At 70.0% G+C, this 24,082-nt stretch carries 17 protein-coding genes; 10 read left to right on the forward strand and 7 right to left on the reverse strand.

Translation table 11 applies throughout. From position 1 onward, the window contains the following. Positions 1–218: 218 nt before the first annotated feature. Positions 219–1,307: a redox-regulated ATPase YchF gene (gene ychF / locus ACWC21_RS37365; RefSeq protein WP_450888694.1), complete on the reverse strand. Its 1,089-nt coding sequence runs from the start codon at positions 1,305–1,307 to the stop codon at positions 219–221. Positions 1,308–1,497: 190 nt separating this feature from the next. Here ychF and ACWC21_RS37370 point away from each other — a divergent pair, with 190 nt between their 5' ends. Beyond that, positions 1,498–2,064 (forward strand): DUF6542 domain-containing protein, encoded by a 567-nt coding sequence (locus ACWC21_RS37370; RefSeq protein ID WP_450888696.1) that lies wholly within the window; start codon positions 1,498–1,500, stop codon positions 2,062–2,064. Between the two features lie 4 nt (positions 2,065–2,068). Here ACWC21_RS37370 and ppgK read toward each other — a convergent pair whose 3' ends face one another. After that, positions 2,069–2,839: a polyphosphate--glucose phosphotransferase gene (ppgK, locus tag ACWC21_RS37375; protein ID WP_450888697.1), complete on the reverse strand. Its 771-nt coding sequence runs from the start codon at positions 2,837–2,839 to the stop codon at positions 2,069–2,071. Positions 2,840–2,947: 108 nt separating this feature from the next. After that, the gene (locus tag ACWC21_RS37380) at positions 2,948–3,964 is read right to left on the reverse strand and encodes a 4-hydroxy-3-methylbut-2-enyl diphosphate reductase (RefSeq protein ID WP_450888699.1); all 1,017 of its coding nucleotides are present in this window, start codon (positions 3,962–3,964) and stop codon (positions 2,948–2,950) included. A gap of 83 nt (positions 3,965–4,047) precedes the next feature. Between ACWC21_RS37380 and xseA the strand changes: the two genes are divergently transcribed. The 3 genes from xseA (at position 4,048) to ACWC21_RS37395 (ending at position 6,213) form a co-directional block, all read left to right on the forward strand. Continuing rightward, complete coding sequence (gene xseA, locus ACWC21_RS37385; RefSeq protein WP_450888701.1) at positions 4,048–5,256, forward strand: exodeoxyribonuclease VII large subunit; 1,209 nt, start codon at positions 4,048–4,050, stop codon at positions 5,254–5,256. A gap of 9 nt (positions 5,257–5,265) precedes the next feature. Then, entirely contained in the window at positions 5,266–5,490 is a 225-nt protein-coding gene (locus ACWC21_RS37390) for an exodeoxyribonuclease VII small subunit (protein ID WP_450888703.1), read from the forward strand. Positions 5,491–5,622: 132 nt separating this feature from the next. Further along, on the forward strand, positions 5,623–6,213 hold the full coding sequence (locus ACWC21_RS37395; protein ID WP_450888704.1) for a malonic semialdehyde reductase: 591 nt from the start codon (positions 5,623–5,625) through the stop codon (positions 6,211–6,213). Positions 6,214–6,274: 61 nt separating this feature from the next. On the opposite strand, the gene ACWC21_RS37400 is transcribed toward ACWC21_RS37395, so the two are convergent. Next, positions 6,275–6,799, reverse strand: a complete 525-nt coding sequence (locus ACWC21_RS37400; protein WP_450888706.1) for a DUF4245 domain-containing protein — start codon at positions 6,797–6,799, stop codon at positions 6,275–6,277. Between the two features lie 127 nt (positions 6,800–6,926). On the opposite strand from ACWC21_RS37400, the gene glpX reads away from it, so the two are divergent. Beyond that, positions 6,927–7,961: a class II fructose-bisphosphatase gene (glpX, locus tag ACWC21_RS37405; protein ID WP_450888708.1), complete on the forward strand. Its 1,035-nt coding sequence runs from the start codon at positions 6,927–6,929 to the stop codon at positions 7,959–7,961. Positions 7,962–8,058: 97 nt separating this feature from the next. Here glpX and ACWC21_RS37410 read toward each other — a convergent pair whose 3' ends face one another. Both ACWC21_RS37410 and ACWC21_RS37415 read right to left on the reverse strand, forming a co-directional pair. Then, entirely contained in the window at positions 8,059–8,436 is a 378-nt protein-coding gene (locus ACWC21_RS37410; RefSeq protein WP_388792152.1) for a WhiB family transcriptional regulator, read from the reverse strand. 174 nt (positions 8,437–8,610) lie between these two features. Next, positions 8,611–9,312 carry a DUF1707 SHOCT-like domain-containing protein gene (locus ACWC21_RS37415; protein WP_450888710.1) on the reverse strand — a complete coding sequence of 234 codons (702 nt, stop codon included), beginning with the start codon at positions 9,310–9,312 and terminating at the stop codon, positions 8,611–8,613. 236 nt (positions 9,313–9,548) lie between these two features. Here ACWC21_RS37415 and ACWC21_RS37420 point away from each other — a divergent pair, with 236 nt between their 5' ends. The 5 genes from ACWC21_RS37420 to ACWC21_RS37440 all read left to right on the forward strand — a co-directional run bounded on the left by ACWC21_RS37420 (position 9,549) and on the right by ACWC21_RS37440 (position 20,954). Further along, positions 9,549–11,240: a fumarate hydratase gene (locus tag ACWC21_RS37420; RefSeq protein ID WP_450888712.1), complete on the forward strand. Its 1,692-nt coding sequence runs from the start codon at positions 9,549–9,551 to the stop codon at positions 11,238–11,240. A 181-nt stretch (positions 11,241–11,421) separates the two neighbouring features. Continuing rightward, positions 11,422–12,828 carry a class II fumarate hydratase gene (locus tag ACWC21_RS37425; RefSeq protein ID WP_450888714.1) on the forward strand — a complete coding sequence of 469 codons (1,407 nt, stop codon included), beginning with the start codon at positions 11,422–11,424 and terminating at the stop codon, positions 12,826–12,828. A gap of 84 nt (positions 12,829–12,912) precedes the next feature. Beyond that, on the forward strand, positions 12,913–13,626 hold the full coding sequence (fomD, locus tag ACWC21_RS37430; protein WP_450888716.1) for a cytidylyl-2-hydroxypropylphosphonate hydrolase: 714 nt from the start codon (positions 12,913–12,915) through the stop codon (positions 13,624–13,626). 277 nt (positions 13,627–13,903) lie between these two features. Next, complete coding sequence (locus ACWC21_RS37435; protein ID WP_450888718.1) at positions 13,904–15,997, forward strand: SpoIIE family protein phosphatase; 2,094 nt, start codon at positions 13,904–13,906, stop codon at positions 15,995–15,997. 595 nt (positions 15,998–16,592) lie between these two features. Next, positions 16,593–20,954: an SGNH/GDSL hydrolase family protein gene (locus ACWC21_RS37440; protein ID WP_450888719.1), complete on the forward strand. Its 4,362-nt coding sequence runs from the start codon at positions 16,593–16,595 to the stop codon at positions 20,952–20,954. Between the two features lie 493 nt (positions 20,955–21,447). Here ACWC21_RS37440 and ACWC21_RS37445 read toward each other — a convergent pair whose 3' ends face one another. Further along, the gene (locus tag ACWC21_RS37445) at positions 21,448–23,880 is read right to left on the reverse strand and encodes a transglycosylase domain-containing protein (protein WP_450888721.1); all 2,433 of its coding nucleotides are present in this window, start codon (positions 23,878–23,880) and stop codon (positions 21,448–21,450) included. Positions 23,881–24,082: the final 202 nt, after the last annotated feature.

The following is a 24,082-nucleotide window of genomic DNA, read 5'->3' on the forward strand; positions in this document are numbered from 1 at the left end:
TAGCTCCTCCCCCACTCTCGGCTTCGCTCGAGCGGGGGGACCCCCATCGAGGGCTCTCCGGCGCCTTGCGATGCACGGCACCAGACCACGCGACCGCACCGGGCGCTCATAGTGCAAGGACCCCTTAGCGAAGCCTGCGCCCGAACCGAGCCCCGGCCACCGGCCGGCGGAGCGGCACAGCCGCTCCGCCGCAGGTCAGGCAGCCTTTCACCGGAGTGTCAGACGTTGAAGCGGAACTCCACCACGTCCCCGTCCTGCATCACATAGTCCTTGCCCTCCATCCGCGCCTTCCCCTTGGCGCGGGCCTCGGCGACGGAGCCGGCTTCGACCAGGTCGCCGAAGGAGATGACCTCGGCCTTGATGAAGCCCTTCTGGAAGTCGGTGTGGATGACGCCGGCGGCCTCGGGGGCGGTGGCGCCCTTCTTGATGGTCCAGGCGCGGGATTCCTTGGGGCCGGCGGTGAGGTAGGTCTGCAGGCCGAGGGTGTTGAAGCCGACGCGGGCGAGGGTGGCGAGGCCGGGCTCGTCCTGGCCGACCGACTGCAGGAGTTCGAGTGCCTCGTCCTCGTCCAGTTCGGCGAGGTCCGCCTCCAGCTTGGCGTTGAGGAAGATCGCCTCGGCGGGGGCGACCAGTGCGCGCTGCTCGTTCTTGAAGTCCTCGTCGACCAGCTCGTCCTCGTCGACGTTGAAGACGTACAGGAACGGCTTGGTGGTGAGCAGGTGCAGGTCGTGCAGGAGCTCGTTGCGCTCGGTGCCCTGGACGATGCCGTGCGCGAAGAGGGTGTCGCCCTTCTCGAGGATCTCCTTGGCCTCCTCGACGGCCTTCACCTTCGGCGCGATGTCCTTCTTGATCCGCGACTCCTTCTGCAGCCGCGGCAGGACCTTCTCGATCGTCTGGAGGTCGGCGAGGATCAGCTCGGTGTTGATCGTCTCGATGTCGTCCTTGGGCGAGACCTTGCCGTCGACGTGGACGACGTTCTCGTCCTTGAAGGCGCGGATGACCTGGCAGATCGCGTCGGACTCGCGGATGTTCGCCAGGAACTTGTTGCCCAGGCCCTCGCCCTCGGAGGCACCGCGCACGATGCCGGCGATGTCGACGAAGTCGACCGTGGCCGGCAGGATCCGCTCCGACTTGAAGATCGAGGCCAGCTCGGCGAGGCGGGGGTCGGGGACACCGACCACGCCGACGTTGGGCTCGATCGTGGCGAACGGGTAGTTGGCCGCCAGCACGTCGTTCTTGGTCAGGGCGTTGAAAAGGGTCGACTTGCCGACATTCGGCAGGCCGACGATTCCGATCGTGAGCGACACGTTGCGACTTCCCGTACGTGAGTGGGCCAGAGGCTGCCAGGGGTGAGGGGCCAGGGGACTGGACCGGCCGATCCACCAGTCTACGGCGTCCCGGCGACCGCCCGACGGCCGAGTCGAACGGCCGGAAAGGCTCGGTCCTACGGCGTGTCAGACGGGCTATTCGGCACATAAACCGACCTAGGTTGGTCCGATGGAGCAACACAGGACGCCACCCGAGCGATACGGACCGCGACGCGGTTCGCCACCGACGGCATTCCCGCCCCAGGCCAGGCGCCGCCCCGCCCAGGAGCGACGGCCAGGGCCCGGGACGGCACGACCGGCGCCGGCGGCGCGGTCGGCGGCCCGTCCGGAACCGGCGGGGCGGCCGCTGCCGAACCCCCGGCTCACCGGGCTCGGCGGGGGGCTGTTCGGGGGCGCGGCCATGTTCCTGCTGGGCTGCCTCGACCAGCTGCTGTTCGGGGCTTCCCTGACGGTGTACGGGGTGCTGTTCCTGCCGGTGTGCGTGGTCACCGCGCTGTGGGTGCGCGGAAGCGACCTGATGACCGCGCCGGTGGTCGCGCCGATCGCCTTCGCCGTGGGGCTGGTGCCGGTGGCGGAGAGCAGCGGGGGCATGGGGGGCCGGGTGATGGGGCTGGTGACTGCGCTGGCCACGCAGGCGGGCTGGTTGTACGGGGGGACGCTCGTCGCCGGGGTGATCGTGCTCGTCCGCAGAGCACGGCTGGTGCGCCGCCGGGCTCTGCGGCGGCGCACCGGCTGAGGGCTCACGGCGACAGCGGGGCGGCCTCCTGCCCGTCCTTCGCCGCCCGCATCGCCGCTCCCACGATCCCCGCGTTGTTCTGCAGCTGAGCGGGCACGATCTCCGCCTCAACGCCCTCGATGAGGGGCAGGAACCTGTCCGCCTTGCGGCTGACACCGCCGCCGATGACGAACAGCTCCGGGGAGAACAGCATCTCGACGTGGGCGAGGTACTTCTGCACCCGGTGCGCCCACTTCTCCCAGGACAGGTCCTCGTCCTCCCGCGCCTTGCTGGAGGCCCGCTTCTCCGCCTCGTGCCCGTGCAGCTCCAGGTGGCCGAGCTCGGTGTTGGGGACGAGGACGCCGTCGACGAAGACGGCGCTGCCGATGCCGGTGCCGAAGGTGAGCAGGACGACCGTGCCGCGGCGGCCACGGCCCGCGCCGAACGCCATCTCGGCGACGCCCGCCGCGTCCGCGTCGTTGACCACGGTCACCGGCAGGCCGCCCAGCCGCTCGCCGAACAACGCGCGCGCGTCCGTGTCGATCCAGCTCTTGTCGACGTTCGCCGCCGTACGCACCGTCGCCCCGCCCGTGACCACTCCCGGGAAGGTAAGGCCGACCGGGCCCGTCCAGCCGAAGTGCTCGACGACCTGTTTGACGCCGTCGGCCACCCCGTCCGGCGTCGCCGGATGCGGGGTGAGCACCTTGTGGCGCTCCTGGGCCAGGTCGCCCCTCTCCAGGTCCACGGGAGCGCCCTTGATCCCGGATCCGCCGATGTCCACACCGAAGATCTGCATGGATCCACGCTACGACGTACGGGGTACGGTCACGGACCGTACCCCGGCCCTACCCCTTGCGCGCCCCGGGCGGACGTGCCGCGGCTCACGCCCCGGACGCCCCGCGGCTCACGCCTCCGGCGTGCCCGAACCGCCCCGCTCCGCCGCCAGGGCGGCCGCCTCCTCGCGCAGGTCGCGGCGAAGTTCCTTGGGCAGGGAGAAGGTGATGGACTCCTCGGCCGCCCTGACGATCTCGACGTCCCCGTAGCCGCGCTCGGCGAGCCACTCGAGGACCTGTTCGACCAGGACCTCGGGGACGGAGGCGCCGGAGGTGACGCCGACCGTGGTCACGCCCTCCAGCCAGGCCTCGTCGATCTCGCTCGCGAAGTCCACGAGGTGGGCGTCGCGGGCGCCGGCGAGCTTGGCGACCTCGACGAGCCGCTTGGAGTTGGAGGAGTTGCGGGAGCCGACCACGATGACCAGCTCGGCCTCGGCGCCCATCTGCTTCACGGCGAGCTGGCGGTTCTGCGTGGCGTAGCAGATGTCGTCGCTCGGCGGGGAGATGAGCTGCGGGAACTTCTCCTTGAGGGCGTCGACCGTCTCCATCGTCTCGTCGACCGAGAGCGTGGTCTGGGAGAGCCAGACGACCTTGGACGGGTCGCGGACCTCGACCTTGGCGACGTCCTCGGGGCCGTCGACCAGCTGGATGTGGTCGGGGGCCTCGCCGGAGGTGCCGATGACCTCCTCGTGGCCCTCGTGTCCGATGAGGAGGATGTCGAAGTCGTCGTTCGCGAACCGGACGGCTTCCTTGTGGACCTTGGTGACCAGGGGGCAGGTGGCGTCGATGGTGGCGAGGCGCCCGCGGGCGGCCTCCTCGTGCACGACCGGGGCGACACCGTGCGCGGAGAACATCACGATGTTGCCGGGGGGCACCTCCTCGGTCCGCTCGACGAAGACGGCGCCCTTCTTCTCCAGGGTCTGCACGACGTACTTGTTGTGGACGATCTCGTGCCGGACGTAGACCGGGGCCCCGTACTGCTCCAGGGCCTTCTCGACGGCGATCACGGCGCGGTCCACACCCGCGCAGTAGCCACGGGGGGCGGCGAGCAGGACACGGCGGCCAGGCGAAGCAGTCATGGCATCCATCGTAAGGCCGCGTCCGGGGGGCGAAGATCGTGCCGCCCTCTGGAGCACCCACGTTGTCGGTACCGGCCGTTACGCTCGGGCGCATGGCTGTGAACACGTCCGCGGACGCCCCGCTCCCCGTCGGCGAGGTCTCGCGGCTCATCGGGAGCTGGATCGACCGGCTCGGGGCGGTGTGGGTCGAGGGGCAGATCACCCAGTTGTCGCGGCGGCCGGGCGCCGGGGTGGTGTTCCTGACGCTGCGCGACCCCTCGTACGACATCTCGGTGAGCGTCACCTGTTACCGGCAGGTGTTCGACGCCGTCGCCGACGTGGTCGGCGAGGGCGCCCGGGTCGTGGTGCTCGCCAAGCCCGAGTGGTACGCCCCGCGCGGGCAGCTGTCGCTGCGGGCCGCCGAGATACGGCCCGTGGGGGTCGGTGAGCTGCTGGCCCGGCTGGAGCAGCTGAAGAAGACCCTGGCCGGCGAGGGGCTGTTCGCGGCGGATCGGAAGAGGCCGCTGCCGTTCCTGCCGCAGCTGATCGGCCTGGTCTGCGGACGCGCGTCCGCGGCGGAGCGGGACGTGCTGGAGAACGCCCGGCACCGCTGGCCCGCGGTCCGCTTCGAGGTGCGCAATGTCGCCGTACAGGGTGTGCACGCCGTCCCGCAGGTCGTGCAGGCGGTGAAGGAGCTCGACGAGCTCGACGCCGTCGACGTGATCATCGTGGCGCGGGGCGGCGGCAGCGTGGAGGATCTGCTGCCGTTCTCCGACGAGCAGCTGGTCCGTGCGGTCGCCGCCTGCCGTACGCCGGTGGTGTCGGCCATCGGGCACGAGCCGGACAACCCGCTGCTGGACCATGTGGCCGACCTGCGGGCGTCGACGCCGACCGATGCCGCCAAGAAGGTCGTACCGGACGTCGGCGAGGAGCTGGAGCGGGTGCGGCAGCTGCGCGACCGGGCACGCCGGTGCGCGACGGCGCTCGTGGAGCGCGAGGAGCGGGGGCTCGCGCACGCCCTCGCGCGGCCCTGCATGGAGGATCCGCACCGGATGGTCGACGAGCGGGCCGACCAGGTGGCGTCCCTCGTCGACCGCGGCCGGCGCACGCTCGGCCATCTCCTGGACCGGGCCGACTCGGAACTTGCGCACACGCACGCGCGCGTGGTGGCACTGTCCCCCGCAGCGACCCTGCGGCGCGGATACGCGGTGCTGCAGAAGGCCGACGGCCATGTGGTGCGGGATCCGGGCGAGGTGACGGCGGACGAGGCGCTGCGCGCACGGGTCGCCGAGGGTGAGTTCTCCGTACGAGTGGACACATAGGGTGGGCGGATGACCAGCAAGGTGGAAGAGTCGCTCGGCTACGAGCAGGCGCGGGACGAGCTGATCGAGGTCGTACGACGGCTCGAGGCGGGCGGTACGACGCTGGAGGAGTCCCTGGCGCTCTGGGAGCGCGGCGAGGAGCTGGCCAAGGTCTGCCGACGGTGGCTGGAGGGGGCCCGGGCCCGGCTGGACGCGGCGCTGGCCGAGGAGGAGGAGCGGGAGAAGGGCGAGTAGGCACAGGCGTGGCCTGTTAAGTGGATCACGCCACCCCGGGATTTGTTGAACTTTGAACTTCTCTGTCGTACGGTCGTGCCGTCAGCCGGTCCGTCACGCCGGATCCGGACGTCATCTGGAGAAAGTTCAACCATGTCCCTCGTGCTTGACCCCGCCGCCCAGGACCTGCTCTTCCGCGAGGCGCGTACCGCGAACACCTTCACCGACGAGCCGGTGACCGACGAGCAGGTGCAGGCGATCTACGACCTGGTCAAGTTCGGCCCGACCGCCTTCAACCAGACCCCGCTGCGCATCACCCTGGTCCGCTCCCCCGAGGCCCGCGAGCGCCTGGTGCAGCACATGATGGAGGGCAACCGGCCCAAGACGGCCACCGCGCCGCTGGTCGCGATCCTGTCCGCGGACAACGAGTTCCACGAGGAGCTGCCGACGCTGTTCCCGGCCTTCCCGCAGGCCAAGGACGCCTTCTTCGGCGAGCGCACGGTGCGTGAGCACTCCGCCGGAATGAACGCCGCCCTGCAGGCCGCGTACTTCATCGTCGGCGTCCGCGCCGCCGGCCTGGCCGCCGGCCCGATGACCGGCTTCGACGCCGAGGGTGTCCGCAAGGAGTTCCTCGACGACGACCACACCCCGCTGATGGTCGTCAACATCGGCAAGCCGGGCGAGAACGCCTCCCACCCGCGCTCGCCGCGCCTGGCCTACGACGAGGTCGTCACCACCGTCTGAGCCCCGCACACACACGACAGGCCCCCGGCACTCGCCGGGGGCCTGTCGTCATGTCGGCGGCTCACGCCATCTTCAGCGCCTCGGCCATCTTCGTCAGCTGCGCGAAGGACGCCGTGCCCGCCACCACCGTCGTGGAACCGGGGGTGTCCTCGAGGACGAGGGCGTCATAGCGTCCGCCGGTGTAGCGCGTCCAGGTGCGCCCGCCGATCCGCTCGGTCGCCTTGGTGGCCCTCGCCCCCTGGCTCGCGGCGTCGATGAAGTCGGCGCGCTTCTGAGTCGACTGCTCCACCGCCACGTATTGACCACCGGGATTCTGGAAACCCAGATGCCAACGGTCGAAATGGTCGCCCTGGAAACGGACGGAGGTCGCCTTCCAGGTGCTGGGCAGACCCTCGGGAGCGGCCACCGGGTAGTCCGCGGCGCGGCGCGCCGTGAGCAGCTCGACCCGGTAGTCGACCCGTTCGAGGTCGGGAGCGTGGTCGTCGTGCGGGACGAAGAGGTAGATGACTCCCGCCGCGAGCCCGACCACGGCCAGGGAGAGGATCATGTCCCGGACCGTCTTCTGCTTGCCTTGCATGCCTGCCACGCCCTCTATCGTCGCAGGTGTCCCGCCCGCTCATCCGTGGGGTCCCCTGCTCATTCTGAGCGTCTGGCGCTAGAGTCGGGGCCAACACCCTCATCCGGCCGTCGTCGTATCAGAAAGGTGCGCTCCGATGACCGAAAACCATCATCTGCCGTCCGAGCTCGATGTTCCCGCCGAGGCTCCCGACCGCAACCTCGCCCTGGAGCTCGTCCGGGTGACCGAGGCCGCGGCGATGGCCGCGGGTCGCTGGGTGGGGCGCGGCGACAAGAACGGCGCCGACGGCGCCGCGGTGCGCGCCATGCGGACCCTCGTCTCCACCGTGTCGATGAACGGTGTCGTCGTCATCGGCGAGGGCGAGAAGGACGAGGCCCCGATGCTCTTCAACGGGGAGCACGTCGGCGACGGCACCGGACCCGAGGTCGACATCGCGGTGGACCCGATCGACGGCACCACGCTCACCGCGAAGGGCATGCCCAACGCGATCGCCGTCCTCGCGGCCGCCGAGCGCGGCGCCATGTTCGACCCGTCCGCCGTGTTCTACATGGACAAGCTGGTCACCGGCCCCGACGCCGCGGACTTCGTCGACATCGACGCGCCCGTCGCCGTGAACATCAAGCGGATCGCCAAGGCCAAGAAGTCCACGCCCGAGGACGTCACCGTCGTCATCCTGGACCGGCCCCGGCACGAGGGCCTGATCAGGGAGGTCCGGGAGGCCGGCGCACGCATCAAGCTCATCTCCGACGGCGATGTGGCCGGCTCCGTCTACGCGCTGCGCGAGGGCACCGGCGTCGACCTGCTGCTCGGTATCGGCGGCACGCCGGAGGGCATCATCTCGGCCTGCGCCGTGAAGTGCCTGGGCGGCACGATCCAGGGCAAGCTGTGGCCCAAGGACGACGAGGAGCGGCAGCGGGCCGTCGACGCCGGGCACGACCTGGACCGGGTCCTCACGACCGACGACCTGGTGTCCGGGGAGAACGTCTTCTTCGTGGCGACCGGTATCACCGACGGTGAACTGCTGCGTGGCGTGCGGTACGGACCGGAGACCGCGCTGACCGAGTCGATCGTGATGCGGTCCCGGTCCGGGACGGTACGCAAGATCGACTCCGAGCACCGGCTGAGCAAGCTGCGGGCCTACAGCGCGATCGACTTCGACAGGGCGAAGTAGGAGCGGACCAGGCCCCGGGGCGGACAGTCCCGGGGCCGTACGCGAACGGGGCGCTCCCGGTGCGGAGGGGCGCCCCGTTCGTGCAGGCGTGAGCGGGCTACCCCGCGGCGGCTATGCGGCTCGCCGCGCGGGCCGCCTTCTTCAGTTCCATGTCGCGGCGGCGGCGCCGGGCGAGGACCACGCGGCGCTCCGCGGCGGTGAGACCGCCCCAGACGCCGTACGGCTCGGGCTGGAGCAGCGCGTGCTCGCGGCACTCGACCATCACCGGGCAGCGCGCGCAGACCCGCTTGGCCGCTTCCTCCCGGGACAGCCGGGCGGCGGTGGGTTCCTTGGAGGGGGCGAAGAACAGGCCTGCCTCGTCGCGCCGGCACACCGCCTCGGTGTGCCAGGGTGCGTCTTGGTCCCTGTCCCGCACTGGCACCCGCTGGGCCGGAACGGCAGCTACCTGCAGGGACGAATGCGGCGGTTGCAGCACGGTCTACTCCTGACGACGGCTTCGCGAGCGAGAGACGATAGAGCAAGCCCTACCCGCTGTGCGCGCGCCTATGCACTGCGTTCCCGGCCCCGGGAGCGCGGCGGCCGGTTCACGACCCTGTGCGCCCGCCGTCGAAGGACCGAATCGTTCCGTTTCCTGCTTTCTTCACGACCGTCAACGGTCCAGGTGTTTGCGCAAACCCTTGTCCACCTTGCGCTGCACGCGGTCGAGGATGTCCGCGACGAGCTTGCCGCGCTTCGGCCGCGCCTCCACGTTGCCCAGCACGGCCCAACCGTCCACGTAGACGACGGGGGCGTCGGACTCGACCGAATCCAGCGTGTCCACCTCGAAGTTGCCGAGCACGCCGCCACCGGTGCCGCGCAGCGACACGTTCTCCGGGACCCGGATCTCGACGTTGCCGAAGACCGACACCGCCTTGATCACGACCTGCTGGTACTCGAAGATCGCCTCGCTGAGGTCGATCTCGACGCTGCCGAAGACGGCGTACGCGTGCAGTCGGCGCCCGGCGCGCCAACGGCCCCGGCGGATGGCGCTGCTGAACACCGCCACCACGTTGGCATCGGCCTCGGCCGGTATCGCACCGGCGGCCGGACGGGGCGGCACCGGCGTGTAGGCCGGGGGCGTCCGGCGGCCGTGGGCCGCCGGCAGGTCCTGTATGAAGACCTCCAGCTCGCCCACCGTCTTGGCGTTCAGCACCCCCTCCACGCGCTCGGCGTGCTCGTCCGCGGTCAGCCGCCCCTCGGCGAGGGCCTCACGCAGGATGTCGGCGATGCGATCACGGTCGGCGTCCGAGGCGCGCAGTTCTGTGACGCGCTGTCCGGCGTCCTGCTGTCGAGCCTGCTTCTGAAGGTCCACGGCAGCAGCGTACCGAAACGCGATAGATCGCGACTAGGGCCTGTCCGGCAATTCCCGCCGTCCGCCCGAAGGGCGGGCCCCGTGGGCGGTTCGGCAACACCCCTCGGGGTGTGGACGACCTCGGCGTGGCGAACTGAGCCCGACCTCACAGGTTCGCCGTCGGAGCCAGGTTCTACGCTGGTGAGCGCCCGCCAACGTCGGCGGGCCGACGTCCGCAGAGTGAGGAATGGGCTGAGATGCCTGAGTTCGCGTACACCGATCTGCTCCCCCAGGGAGAGGACACCACCCCCTACCGGCTGGTGACCTCCGAGGGTGTCTCCACCTTCGAGGCCGACGGGCGGACCTTCCTCAAGGTGGAGCCGGAGGCGCTGCGCAAGCTGGCCGAGGAGGCCATCCACGACATCCAGCACTACCTGCGCCCGGCCCACCTCGCGCAGCTGCGCCGCATCATCGACGACCCCGAGGCGTCCGGCAACGACAAGTTCGTCGCGCTCGACCTGCTGAAGAACGCCAACATCGCGGCGGCGGGCGTACTGCCCATGTGCCAGGACACCGGCACGGCGATCGTCATGGGCAAGCGCGGCCAGAACGTGCTGACCGAGGGCCGCGACGAGGAGGCCCTCAGCCGCGGCGTCTACGACGCCTACACGAAGCTGAACCTGCGCTACTCGCAGATGGCCCCCCTCACGATGTGGGAGGAGAAGAACACCGGATCGAACCTGCCCGCGCAGATCGAGCTGTACGCCACCGACGGCGGCGCGTACAAGTTCCTGTTCATGGCGAAGGGCGGCGGCTCCGCCAACAAGTCCTTCCTGTACCAGGAGACGAAGGCCGTCCTGAACGAGGGCGCCATGATGAAGTTCCTGGAGCAGAAGATCCGTTCGCTGGGTACGGCCGCCTGTCCGCCGTACCACCTGGCGATCGTGGTCGGCGGCACCTCGGCCGAGTACGCGCTGAAGACCGCGAAGTACGCCTCCGCGCACTACCTGGACGAGATCCCGGCCGAGGGCTCCGAGCTCGGGCACGGCTTCCGGGACAAGGACCTGGAGCAGAAGGTCTTCGAGCTGACGCAGAAGATCGGTATCGGCGCGCAGTTCGGCGGCAAGTACTTCTGCCACGACGTGCGTGTGGTGCGGCTGCCGCGGCACGGGGCGTCCTGCCCGGTCGCCATCGCGGTGTCGTGCTCCGCGGACCGGCAGGCGGTCGCGAAGATCACCGCCGAGGGCGTGTTCCTGGAGCAGCTGGAGACGGACCCGGCGCGGTTCCTGCCGGAGACGACGGACGAGCACCTGACCGAATCCGACAGCGGCTCCGCCGCGGGGGCCGGTGACGTCGTCCGGATCGACCTGAACCAGCCGATGGACGACATCCTCGCCGAGCTCACCAAGTACCCGGTGAAGACGCGGCTCTCGCTGACCGGTCCGCTGGTCGTGGCCCGCGACATCGCGCACGCCAAGATCAAGGAGCGGCTGGACGCGGGTGAGGAGATGCCGCAGTACCTGAAGGACCACCCGGTGTACTACGCGGGCCCGGCGAAGACACCGGAGGGCTACGCGTCCGGTTCCTTCGGGCCGACCACGGCCGGCCGCATGGACTCCTACGTCGAGCAGTTCCAGGCGGCGGGGGGCTCCAAGGTGATGCTGGCGAAGGGCAACCGGAGCAAGCAGGTCACCGACGCGTGCGCCGCGCACGGCGGCTTCTACCTCGGCTCCATCGGCGGCCCGGCGGCCCGGCTCGCCCAGGACTGCATCAAGAAGGTGGAGGTCGTCGAGTACGAGGAGCTCGGCATGGAGGCCGTGTGGAAGATCGAGGTCGAGGACTTCCCGGCGTTCGTCGTCGTCGACGACAAGGGCAACGACTTCTTCCAGGACCCGGCGCCCCAGCCGACCTTCACCAGCATCCCCGTCCGGGGGCCGGGCCTCGGCTGACCTGACGACGGCACCTCGGGGAGCCCCTGGCCGACGCCAGGGGCTCCCGTGCGTGAACGGCCCGCCCGGCGGCCCGCACGGGGCCGCTCGGCCGCCCGGAGGAACAGCCACGCGCCCGCCGTCCGGCTGCACCGGGAACATCAGGGCACTCGGGGTTTGCTGTCCCTCAAGGAGGTGCCCCATGACAGACGGCCAGACCGAAGGCCAGCAGTACCGGATCGAACACGACTCCATGGGCGAGGTCCGCGTCCCCGCCGACGCCAAGTGGCGGGCCCAGACCCAGCGCGCGGTCGAGAACTTCCCCGTCTCCGGACAGCGGATCGAAAGGGCGCACATCGAGGCGCTGGCCCGGATCAAGGGGGCCGCGGCGAAGGTGAACGCCGAACTCGGAGTGCTCGACAAGGACCTGGCCGAGGCGATCCAGGAGGCGGCGAAGGAGGTCGCCGAGGGGAAGTGGGACGAGCACTTCCCGGTCGACGTCTTCCAGACCGGGTCGGGGACCTCGTCCAACATGAACACCAACGAGGTCATCGCCACGCTGGCGACGGAGCGGCTGGGCCGGCCCGTGCACCCCAACGACCACGTCAACGCCTCCCAGTCGTCCAACGACGTCTTCCCGTCCTCCATCCACATCGCCGCCACCGCCGCCGTCACCCACGACCTGATCCCGGCCCTGGAGCACCTCGCCGACGCGCTCGGCCGCAAGAGCGAGGAGTTCGCCGACGTCGTGAAGTCCGGGCGCACCCACCTCATGGACGCCACGCCCGTGACCCTCGGTCAGGAGTTCGGCGGGTACGCGGCCCAGCTGCGGTACGGCGTCGAGCGGCTGCACGCCTCCCTGCCGCGTCTGGCCGAGCTGCCGCTGGGCGGTACCGCCGTGGGGACCGGCATCAACACCCCGCAGGGGTTCTCCGCCGCCGTGATCGCGGAGGTCGCCCGGGTCACCGGGCTGCCGCTCACCGAGGCGCGCGACCACTTCGAGGCGCAGGGCGCCCGGGACGGGATCGTGGAGACCAGCGGGCAGCTGAGGACCATCGCGGTGGGGCTGACGAAGATCGCCAACGATCTGCGGTGGATGTCCTCCGGCCCGATGACGGGGCTCTCGGAGATCTCGCTGCCCGACCTCCAGCCCGGTTCCTCCATCATGCCGGGGAAGGTCAATCCGGTCGTTCCGGAGGCGGTGCTGATGGTCGCGGCCCAGGTGATCGGCAACGACGCCACCATCGCCACGGCCGGCGCCGCCGGGAACTTCGAGCTGAACGTCATGCTCCCGGTCATCGCCAAGAACGTGCTGGAGTCGGTCCGGCTGCTGGCGAACGTCACCCGGCTGCTCGCCGACCGGACCGTGGACGGCATCGTCGCCCACCGGGAGCGGGCCCGCGAGTACGCCGAGTCCTCGCCCTCCGTGGTCACCCCGCTCAACAAGTACATCGGGTACGAGGAGGCGGCGAAGGTGGCGAAGAAGGCCCTCGCGGAACGCAAGACGATCCGGCAGGTGATGGAGGAGAGCGAGTACCTGGAACGCGGCGACCTGACCCGGCAACAGCTGGACGAGGCGCTGGATGTCCTGCGCATGACGCACCCGTGACCGGCCGGTAACCATTCGCGCCGCCCGGCCGGAACCCTGACGCGTGACGCGGCGTCGCATGCCTGGGGCACCTAATATCTGTGCATGGCAGACGGTGGAGCGGTGAGACGCGTGGGCCGCGGGGACGCGGGTGGCAACACGGCCGGCAGTACGGCCTTCTGGGCGCCCGGGAGCCAGATCCTGTGGCGGTACCGGGAGAACGCCGGTGACCGCCTCCACATCGTGCGCCCCGTCACCGTCGTCCGGGACGACGAGGAACTGCTCGCCGTGTGGCTGGCGCCGGGCACCGAGTGCGTGCGCCCGGTGCTCGCCGACGGCACGCCCGTACACCTGGAGCCACTGCGGTCGCGCTACACCAAGCCCCGCTCGGTGCAGCGCGACCGGTGGTTCGGGACGGGTGTGCTGAAGCTGGCGCGACCCGGTGAGCCCTGGTCGGTGTGGCTGTTCTGGGAACCCGGCTGGCGGTTCAAGAACTGGTACGTCAATCTCGAGGAACCGCTGGTCCGCTGGGCCGGCGGGGTCGACTCCGAGGACCACTTCCTCGACATCTCGGTGCACCCCGACCGCAGCTGGCACTGGCGGGACGAGGACGAGTTCGCGCAGGCCCAGCGGGACGGTCTGATGGACGCCGGGCTCGCCGAACGGGTGCGGGCGGCGGGGCGCGCCGCGGTGGACGTGATCCGCGCCTGGGGCCCGCCGTTCACGGAAGACTGGCCGCAGTGGCGACCCGATCCGTCCTGGGCGGTACCGTCACTTCCGGAGGACTGGGACCGTACGCCCGCGCACGTGTCCTCATGAGACCCTTGATGCGCCCCCGGTCCACAACCGTAGGATCGTCCTCCACAAGGAGGATCGGACACAACTCCCGGGGCATGTACCGGGCTTGACCTAACGTCACCGAGGGGCGGCAGGACGTGAGCGAGTGGTACGAGGGCAGCACCACCGCGGACCCGAGAAGGTCCGGTGGCACAGCGCCCGCCCCTGACCACGCGGAAATTCCGTTCCTGGGGCACGTATTCCGGGTATCGGGTCTTCTGCGGGACGAACTGCGTGCACGACGCGCGGCCCCGGACGGATGGATTCGACACGCGTGACGGAGCAGCCGACCTCTTACGAACGCCCCCGGGCGGGCGCCGACCCCGCGGAACCCCGCGGGGCGCTCCTGCACACCCCGACGACGCTCGGCCCCACCGCATTACCCGCGCAGGCCCGCGCCGGCGAGACACCCTCCTCGCCCGGCACCACCACGCCTTGCGGTCAGGGGAAGGAGCTCCCAGTCAACGGCCCCGAGCACGCCCAGCCCTCCGCGGCGGAACCGGACGCACACCGCCCGCGGCCCTCGGCCGAGCACATCCCGGTCCAGCCGGTCGCCGAACAGCAGGACGGTGCCGGCGGGCAGGAACGCCGTACCGGGCGGGGACTGCCGCCGGGACGGCCGCTGCCCATGCGGCGGGACGGCGACCGGCTGCGCTTCGTGGGAGCCGCGACCCGGCGGATCGCCCGCGGTCTCGATCTCGACGAGATCGTGATGGGGCTGTGCCGGGCCACCGTGCCGACGTTCTCGGACGCGATCCTCGTCTATCTGCGCGACCCGCTGCCGATCGGTGACGAACGTCCGACCGGGCCCGTACTGCTGCGGCTGCGCCGCACCGACCGGATCCCGGAGGAACGTGACACCGAGGGCGGTTTCCTGCCCGCGCCGGCGCCGGAGAGCGAGCTCCCGGAGTTGTCGTCGGTGACCGCCGAGCTGTGCGAGGTGCGGCCCGGCGGCGCGCTCAACGAGGTGCTGCGGGGGGTGCGTCCGGTGTTCGCCGACTCGCCCGCCGCCCGTGCCGCACTGCCCGAGCTGCTGGGCGAGGGCGGCGAGTCGCTCGTCCCCGACGGCCGGCACGCGATCCTCGCCCCGCTGCGCGGGCGGCGCCGGGTCATCGGTGCCGCGCTCTTCCTGCGCCGCTCGGAGCGGCTGGCGTTCGAGGCCGACGACCTGCTGGTCGCCGCCCAGCTCGCCACGCACAGCGCGCTCGGCATCGACAAGGCGGTGCTCTACGGCCGCGAGGCGTACATCGCCGACGAACTGCAGCGCACCATGCTGCCGGAGACGCTGCCCCGCCCGACCGGTGTCCGGCTGGCCTCGCGCTACCTGCCGGCCGCGGAGACCGCGCGGGTCGGCGGCGACTGGTACGACGCCATCCCGCTGCCGGGCAGCCGGGTCGCCCTCGTCGTCGGCGACGTGATGGGCCACTCCATGACCTCGGCGGCGATCATGGGCCAGCTGCGGACGACCGCGCAGACCCTCGCCGGACTGGATCTGCCCCCGCAGGAGGTGCTGCACCACCTGGACGAGCAGGCGCAGCGCCTGGGCACCGACCGGATGGCGACCTGCCTGTACGCCGTGTACGACCCGGTCTCGCACCGGATCACCATCGCCAACGCCGGCCATCCGCCGCCGGTCCTGCTGCATCTGGGCGGCCGGGCCGAGGTGCTGCGGGTGCCCGCGGGTGCGCCCATCGGCGTCGGCGGCGTCGACTTCGAGGCCGTCGAGCTGGACGCGCCCGCCGGTGCCACGCTGCTGCTCTACACCGACGGGCTGGTGGAGTCCCGCCTGCGTGACGTGTGGAGCGGCATAGAGCAGCTGCGCGAGAAGCTGGCGGCGACCGCCCAGCTGACCGGCCCGGACCATCCGCCGCCGCTCGAGGCCCTGTGCGACGAGGTGCTCGACATGCTCGGCCCGGGCGACCGGGACGACGACATCGCGTTGCTCGCCGCCCGTTTCGACGGGATCGCGCCGAGCGATGTGGCGTACTGGTTCCTGGAGCCGGAGGACGCGGCCCCCGGCCGGGCCCGCCGGCTGGCCCGGCGGGCGCTGGCCCGCTGGGGGCTGGAGGAGCTCAGTGACTCGGTCGAGCTGCTGGTCAGCGAGGTCGTCACCAACGCGGTGCGCTACGCCTCCCGCCCGGTGACGCTCCGGCTGCTGCGCACCGACGTGCTGCGCTGCGAGGTCGGCGACGACGTGCCGCAGTTGCCGCGGCTGCGTCAGGCGCGTGCCACGGACGAGGGCGGACGCGGCCTGTACCTGGTGAACCGGCTGGCCCGGCGCTGGGGTGCGACCCGGTTGAGCACGGGCAAGGTGGTCTGGTTCGAGGTCAACGGAGCGGCGCCGCGGGGCTGATGACGCCGACGCCTCCGCAACGGAACCGACAGCGAAAACAAGTCGCCTGCCGACGGGAGGCAACACCGCCGGGCCGCCGCTTGGCCACATCAACTCCACGACCGGTGTGGCGAGTTGTGTTGCGCATGAGTCGCATGGTGTTGCGGTGCGTCATGGCAAAGTATCGGCCATGGCCGAATCAAACCCTTGCATGGCGTGTCCATGCCTCGCATAAGGTGACCTGGCGCTCAGAGAACCGGAACTGACCACACCGGCCTTCGCGAGCGGGTGATCAGTGAGGGGGGACATCTCTGCACGATGCACACCGCGTTGCCCTGCCCTGATGAACGGGCGGCTTGCGACCGCCCTTGAGGCGACGCAGATCCCAGCGGCAACGGAGCCGCACGCTCCCCTCACCCTCCGCCCGCTCACCCGGTGGACGATTCCCGGGACTTCACGCGCTCCCGCGTCCGGAACGACGGCCGCGAGGCCCCGGACACCCTCCCGCACCACCCCTCCGACACAAAGTCTCCTGCCCGGCCCCGTCAGCGGGCGCGGGCAGGCTCGCCGCGCCTGACTCCCAGGAGCGGGGAACCAACTCAACGAGAAACGGGGAATGTCTCTCTTGAGACCCAGACGAGGAACACTCATACCCCTGGCCGCGGTGGTGACTTCCGCCGCGCTCGCCGGCGCGCTGCTGCAAGCCCTGCCGGCCTCCGCCGCCCCCAGTTCGAACTCCAGTTCAAGCAAGGGCACGCCGGCGCAGCGGGGAGGTGTCAGCGACCCCGGGCGCAAGCTCGGCAAGGGGTGGCGCACCTCCGACGACCGCGCTGTCACCGCCGCGGCCGACAGCGACGGCTTGCACATCCTGGTCGCCGACAGCGCGAAGGCGTACGCCTGGAAGACCGCCGCGGTCCTTTCCGAGCCCGGCATGCCCGCGGACTCCTGGATCGGCAACCAGTGCCTCATGGACCACGACCATGTCGCCGCCGTGTACGCGCCGCGCACGTTCACCAACAAGCCTGATCTGATGCAGGGCGGCGCGTTCGCCGCGATCGTGGACCTCGGCACCGGCAAGGTGACGAAGCTGCCGTTCACCGCGTCGCTGGCGTACTTCGACCCCTCGTGCGATCCGGCCACGCACACCGCCGCGTTCACCGCGTTCCGCGACATGAACGACGCGGCGAGGACCAGGACCCGGGTCGTGACGGTGAACACCGCCGGCAAGACGGTCGTCGACACCGCGGCGAAGGGTGAGCTGACCAGCGCCGTTCCGGTCAAGGACGGCGCGGTCGCCGCCCTCGGCCGCCGTCTGGTCCGCCTCGACCGCTCCGGCAAGGTGAAGAACCTCCTCACCACGGGCGGGGTGGCCTTCGACCTCCACCCGGTGAAGGGCGGAAAGATCGCCTTCGTCGAACGCAACGGCAGCAACAAGGCACGGGCCAGGGTCTGGGGCGGAGACGGCGGGGCGACCACCACGATCGCCACCGGAAAGCTCGGCGACCTCGACCTGAAGCGCGGCGGATCGGCGCGGGTGTTCCTCACCGGTCATCCCGTCGGCAGCCCGCACACCGCGGGCAGCGGGATCACCCGGGTGAACGCCCCGGCCGACACGGACATCTCCAGTCAGGGGCGGCTCGCCGTCGAGCCCGTGCTCACTCCCGGCGTCCGGGCCGGCATCGCGCGGGTCAAGAACGCCGGCAAGGGTTTCACCAGGACCGAGCCGAACGCGCAGGACGATCCGGCACAGGCCCCGGGCACGCTGACGGCGACCACGCCGGTGACGGTCGACTCGATCGCCACCACCACCGGCTCGAAGATCAGCCAGAAGGTCGCCCCCGCCGCGAAGCCCGCCGGGAAGGAGCGCCTGTCGCCCGCGCTCACCGCCGGCAGCGCACCGGGCAAGCACAAGCAGTCGGCGCGGACGGCGGCCATCGTGTCGCACGACCCGACCGATCCCGACCGCTGGTGCTCCGTCTCGCGCAACGACGTCAAGGCACAGGCGCTCCAGCCCACTCCCAACCAGGTCGAGTGGGCCGTGGACATGGCCGTACGCGGTAACCTGCACGCCAGTTACATCCGGCAGGGCGGCTACCGCAACCAGACCGGGATGAGCAGCATCGACCCGCAGGGTCTGTTCCCGCCGCCCACCCTGACCGGCGGCGGCCGTATCCCCGCCAACGTGATGCTCGGCATCATGGCCCAGGAGTCCAACCTGTGGCAGGCCGAGTCCGGTTCCATCCCCGGTCAGATGGGCAGCCCCCTCGCGGCGGTCGACGGCTACTACGGGCACCAGATCGACCCGGGCGCCCCGGAGTCGTACTGGGCCATCAACTGGGACAAGTCCGACTGCGGTTACGGCGTCGGACAGGTCACCGACGGCATGCGCATCGCCGGTCACGAGAAGCCCGGGGAGACGAGCCTGTCGCCGGCCCTGCAGAAGGCCGTCGCCATCGACTACGCGACCAACATCGCCGCCTCGATGAAGATCCTCGCCGACAAGTGGAACGAGGTCCACAAGGCCGGCCAGACGATCACCGTCAACAACGACGATCCCTCCTACGTGGAGAACTGGTTCACCGCGGTCTGGAACTACAACCTCGGCTTCAACCCGCCCTCCGACGCCTCGAAGCACGACGGGCACTGGGGACTCGGCTGGTACAACAACCCGGCCAACCCCATCTACAAGAAGAGCTGGAACCACCCGTTCATGGACACGGACGTGGACGGCACCGAAGCCAACCACGACGCCGCCCACCCGCAGGACTGGCCCTACGAGGAGAAGGTGATGGGCTGGTCCGCCTGGTCCATCGACACCGGATACTCCTACGGCACCGACGGCCGCCAGGACTGGAAGGGCGAGTCCGGCTACTCCTCGGCGGGCTTCCGGCCGGCCTGGTGGAACACCAACGCCGCGCGCAGCCAGGTCTCGCCGCCGCTCAGCACCTTCTGCAACAGCGACAACAACTGCGACCCGGCCACGCCGCCGAACTGCGGTACGGAGACCTGCTACGCGAAGTACTGGTACAACAAGCCCAACGCCACGTGGAAGGCGACCTGCGCCAACCAGTGCGGGCACGAACTGATCAAGTACCAGACGCTGATACCGGAACCGGGGCGTGGCTACCGCCTGAAGAACGGCATGCCCGTCTGTTCCGGTGCGCCGAACGGCGCGCACGTGGTCGCGTCGGTGCCCAACGGCACCGAGACGTGGGGCGACTGCGGACAGGCCACCTCCTCGGGTACTTTCCAGTTCTCCTTCAACGCGGACCCGGCGGGCACCCACTACGAGGCGAAGGCCGACCTGCACCAGATCGGCGGCGGCTACGGCGGCCACTTCTGGTACACCCACACCCGCAACGAGGACCATCTCGGCGGTGACGGGGGCCTGATGGCGATCGACGGCACCTGGACGCTCGGCGAGCAGATGGACCTGGCCCAGGTGTGGGTGCACGTCCCGGACACCGGAGCGCAGGCCAAGAACGCGCACTACGTGGTCCGCGGCGCTCTCGGCGGCCCCTACGACCGGTACGTCGTCCAGAACGACAACAACGGCAAGTGGGTGTCCCTGGGGGCCTACAAGTTCACCTCCACGCCGAGCGTCAGCCTGACGAACTACACGCCCGACGGCTCCGGCGATGACGACATAGCCTTCGGCGCCATCGCCTTCCAGCCCGTCACCGGCACCTACGTCTCGGACTCGATCGAGGCCGACGCGTTCTTCGACGAGGACCAGAACATCGACGTCCGGCCCGAGTCGAGCATGTTCAACACACCGTTGAAGTCGCGGCAGGACCTGTACGACTGGGCGCTCAAGACCTCGCAGAAGATCACCGATCTGCCGACCTGCATCGACGTGGGAGCTCCCACGTGCGTGAAGCCGGAGACCAAGGCCGCGGTCGAGCAGTGGAAGGCCGATGTCAAGGCGGCGGGCACGAGCACCACCGACCACCCCGACGGGCACAGCGTGCCCCAGTGGATGCATTTCGCCAACGCCTACACCAAGCGCCCCACCTCGGACAGCAAACCCTCGTGGTTCGGCACCGACGACGCCGCCTACAAGATGTACAACAAGGCGACCGTGTCGTACATCAAGACCTCGTCGGGGAAGATCATCAACGGCAGTCAGAGCGTCTCCTACGACGACCGCACCGCCGACACGCACATACCGGACTTCGTTCGGAACTTCTTCGCGGCGCTGAAGAAGGACTACGGCACCCAGCCGCCCGACCTGGACTACGTCGCGAAGGACCTCAACGTCCACAACGGCCGACCGGTCACCACCTCGACCAACAGCGACGGCATCCTTCCCGGACGTGCGTACCAGTCGATCGGCGTCAGGCCGGTCGTCACCGACAACAACGACAAGGTCGTCACCGACGACAGCGGCACCTGCGTCGCCGTGATGCACACGGCCGGCGGATCCATCGGCTACCGGCCCGCCCTGGCGGACCAGCATCTCACCGACAGCGTGGCCGACTGGGTCAATCGGGTCTCCGACGACACGGGCTCGTCGGACAACCCCGTTGCCCTCATGTCCCAGGAGATCCGGAACATGTTCTTCAAGCCGGGACTGACCGGTTCGATCTTCAGCCAGGCGCCGCCCATCTGGCAGGAACTGGACTTCAAGTCCTGCGCCGACGGCACCATCAAGAAGGTCAGCGGCGCACCGCTCCTGCGGTCCAGCTACATGCCGAGCCAGTACCTCTACCGCAACGGCAAGGCGATCGACCTGGACGGCGCTTACACCGGCTCGAGTGCACCGATCACCACCGGGGACTTCTACCACTTCAGCGGGCCCGCCTCGCCGCCGAGCACGGACGCCCCCTACTCGAACTGCACCATGACCGGAGGCCACTCCGGGAACCCGTGGGACATCAACGTCTCGGTTCCCTCACCGAACCCCGGGGCGGACCCGGACTCGGCGCACTTCTGCAACGCACCCGACAAGAAACCCGACCCTGAGTACACCCGCTAGATTCGTGGTCGCCCTCGTTCAGGGGGCGACCACGCTCCATGCCCCATAGAAAGGCCCCGCACGATGGCGGCTGGCGCCCTCCTCATCGGCTTCGCCATATTCTTCCTGTCGCCGCTTCTGCCCTGGGCGCTGTTCCCCTTCCAGAGGAAGGCAGGCGCAGCCGCTGCGGCGGTCTGCGCTCTGCTCGCCCTGCTGTGTTGCTTCCTCTGGAACGGAGCTTTCATCGGTTCCGCTGTCCTTGCGCTTTCCTCGTCCGTCGTGCGGATCGTCGTGGAAGCGTCCGGAGCCCTGGAGGAACCGCGGGCCCGCCGCAGGGAACGCAAAGCGAGCGGGTCTTCTCAGCGGGCGTAGGAATGCGCGTGGCAGCCGGTACTGGAGCAACAGCGGGGCCGACACCACCAGAGCAGAAGAGCTGAACCGGACCTGAAGGGCGGGTCCGAGGCAGAGCGAAGGGCGCCCGGTTTCCACCGGGCGCCCTTCCGTGTTCCGCGCGCTACTGGCCGCGCGACGGCCTGAGCGGGTTGACCGGGGCCTCCGGGGCGCCGGACGTCGGCGAGTTCGACGGGCTCGCCGGTGGCGATGACGGCGGAGGCTCGGAGGACGGCGGCGGGCTGCTGCTCGGCGGGGCCGACGGCGTCCCGGACGACGGGGGCGGGGAGGACGCCGGCGCGGAGGACGGCGGCGCGGACGGGCTCCGGGACGGGGGCGGGGAGCTGGTGGGGGCCTTCGTCGGCTCGACCGCCGCGCCCTGGGTGGTGTCCAGTTCGAACTTGGCCTTGTCCGTGACACCGAAGGTGTACGCCGCCCAGATCTCCGCCGGGGGGCCGCCGCCGTTGACGCGGCCGCCGTCGCCCATCGCGCCCTTCAGTGACACATGGTCGTACTTCTTGACCGGCTGACCGTCGCAGCCGGTGCCTCCGGCCTTGAACGCCTCGCCGAACAGGCCGACAGAGGTGACCAGGTCCGGTGTGTAGCCGGTGAACCAGGCGGAGCGGTCACAGTCGGAGGTACCGGTCTTGCCCGCCACCTGCTGGCCGTTGCGCAGCGGGTTGGCCGCCACGGACAACTTGGCCGTACCGTCGTCGACCACGCCGGTCAGTACCGAGGTCACCGTGTCGGCGGCCGTCTGACTGATCACCCGGCTGCCGACCGGGTCGGGCATCTCGATCTCGCTGCCCTTCTTCTCGGCCGACTTGACGATGGAGGGCGTCACCTTCTTGCCATGGTTGTCGAGGGTGGCGTAGATCCCGGCCATCTCCAGGGGGCTGGCGCCCATGGAGCCCAGCGTCTGCGCGTACACCGCCTGCATGCCCTTGGTGTCCATGCCGAGCTTGTTCGCCGTGGACATGACCTCGTCCATGCCCACGTCGACGCCCATCTGCGCGAAGACGGAGTTGACGGACAGGTTCATCGCCTGCTGGACGGTGATCTTGCCGTAGCTGCGGTGGTCCTCGTTGGGCGGGCCGAAGCCGACTTTGGTGCCGTTGTCCACGACCTGGCGGCCACTGGTGCCGTCGTAGACCGTGTCGGCGGTGATCGGTTTGCCGTCCTGCGTCTGCGCGTGCCCCTCCAGCGCGGCGGCCAGGATCACCGGCTTGAACGTGGACGCGGGCTGGTAGTCCCTGCGGGCGGCGTTGTTGTAGAAGTGACTCAGATAGTCCCGGCCACCGTACATCGCGACGATCTTGCCGGTCTTGGGGTCGACGGAGACAGCCCCGGCCTGGACGTCATTGGCGACCTTGTTCTTCTTCGGGTCGAGCTTGCTGATCAGCTGGTCCTTGACGGACTGCTCCAGCGCGGCCTGCTTCTTCCGGTCGATGTTCAGGGTGATGGTCCAGCCCTGCCTCACGACCTTCGCCTCCGCGTCGGACTGGGTGATGCCCTCCTTCTTCATCAGCTGCTGCTCCAGCTGCTTGTTGGCGAGATCGACCAGATAGCCCTTTTCCCCGCCCATCCCGGGGTCTCCCTTGGGGGCCTTCGGGTACGGGAACGTCATCTCCCTGCGCTTGGCGGCGTCCAGCCAGTGTTCCTGGACCATGTTGTTCAGGACGTAATTCCAGCGTGCCTTCACCAGCTTCTTGCCGGTGGGGGTGGCGGCCTGCCAGTCGTACTGGCTCGGCGCCTGGAGCAGTGCCGCGAGGTAGGCGCCCTGCGCGACGCTGAGTTTCTGGGCGTCGACGCGGTAGTAGGCCTGGGCGGCGGCCTGGATGCCGTAGGCGCCGCGGCCGTAGTAGCTGGTGTTGATGTAGCCGGCGAGGATGTCGTCCTTGTGCTCCTCGCGGTCCACCTTCAACGAGATGACCAGTTCCTTGAGCTTGCGCGTGACGGTCTGGTCCTGGTCGAGGTAGTAGTTCTTGACGTACTGCTGGGTGATCGTCGAGCCACCCTGCTTGCCCTTGCCGGACAGGGTGTTGATCAGGCCACGGGCGGTGCCCCGGAGGTCGACGCCGTTGTCGTGGTAGAAGCTCTTGTTCTCCGCGGCCACGAAGGTCAGCTGGACCTTCCTGGGCACCTTCGTCAGGTCCACGGACTCCCGGTTGATCGCGCCGTCACGGGCCAGGATCTTGCCGTCGCTGTACTTGTAGACGTTGCTCTCGCCCTGCGCGAGCTTGTTGGCCGACGCGGGAATGTCGACGGACAGGTAGAGCGCGATGAACCCGGCGATGCCCAGCAGGCACAGTCCGAAGACCGTGCCGAGGATCTTCTTCCAGGTGAACAGCCTGCGTATCCGGCCCTTCGCGGGCTTGGCGCTCGCCGCCCGCCTGCCGCTCGGCGCGGCGTGGGTGTTCGCCGCGGGCTGGGCGTCCGTCGCGGGCTGGGGGGCCGTCGCGGCCTGGGCGTTCGCCGTGGGCTGCGAGCGGCGGCGCTTGGGCGCCGCGCGGCGGCCACCGCGCTGTCGCGCTCGTCTCTCTTCCGCTCGTCCCATGAATCCCTACGCTCGCTTCCGTCTCAGGTCAGCTCTGAAAGCTAACACCGCTCTATATGACAAAGGAGATTCCATCCGCTCTTTTACGGACGTGACAATCAGCACTCCATCCAGCGGCAACCAGCACGCCACCCAAGGGAAGCGACGGTCTACGGGGTCGCAGGGTTGCTCGGAACACCAAATCGTTGGGAAGACCCGGGCC

This window comes from Streptomyces sp. NPDC001348 (genome assembly GCF_053597535.1).

Excerpts from the sequence above, each read along its gene's own strand:
- ACWC21_RS37370 (WP_450888696.1), top strand. The coding sequence starts at position 1,498 with ATGGAGCAACACAGGACGCCACCCGAGCGATACGGACCGCGACGCGGT.
- ppgK (WP_450888697.1), bottom strand. The coding sequence starts at position 2,839 with ATGCAGATCTTCGGTGTGGACATCGGCGGATCCGGGATCAAGGGCGCT.
- ACWC21_RS37380 (WP_450888699.1), bottom strand. The coding sequence starts at position 3,964 with ATGGATGCCATGACTGCTTCGCCTGGCCGCCGTGTCCTGCTCGCCGCC.
- xseA (WP_450888701.1), top strand. The coding sequence starts at position 4,048 with ATGGCTGTGAACACGTCCGCGGACGCCCCGCTCCCCGTCGGCGAGGTC.
- ACWC21_RS37390 (WP_450888703.1), top strand. The coding sequence starts at position 5,266 with ATGACCAGCAAGGTGGAAGAGTCGCTCGGCTACGAGCAGGCGCGGGAC.
- ACWC21_RS37395 (WP_450888704.1), top strand. The coding sequence starts at position 5,623 with ATGTCCCTCGTGCTTGACCCCGCCGCCCAGGACCTGCTCTTCCGCGAG.
- glpX (WP_450888708.1), top strand. The coding sequence starts at position 6,927 with ATGACCGAAAACCATCATCTGCCGTCCGAGCTCGATGTTCCCGCCGAG.
- ACWC21_RS37420 (WP_450888712.1), top strand. The coding sequence starts at position 9,549 with ATGCCTGAGTTCGCGTACACCGATCTGCTCCCCCAGGGAGAGGACACC.
- ACWC21_RS37425 (WP_450888714.1), top strand. The coding sequence starts at position 11,422 with ATGACAGACGGCCAGACCGAAGGCCAGCAGTACCGGATCGAACACGAC.
- fomD (WP_450888716.1), top strand. The coding sequence starts at position 12,913 with ATGGCAGACGGTGGAGCGGTGAGACGCGTGGGCCGCGGGGACGCGGGT.
- ACWC21_RS37435 (WP_450888718.1), top strand. The coding sequence starts at position 13,904 with ATGGATTCGACACGCGTGACGGAGCAGCCGACCTCTTACGAACGCCCC.
- ACWC21_RS37440 (WP_450888719.1), top strand. The coding sequence starts at position 16,593 with ATGTCTCTCTTGAGACCCAGACGAGGAACACTCATACCCCTGGCCGCG.
- ACWC21_RS37445 (WP_450888721.1), bottom strand. The coding sequence starts at position 23,880 with ATGGGACGAGCGGAAGAGAGACGAGCGCGACAGCGCGGTGGCCGCCGC.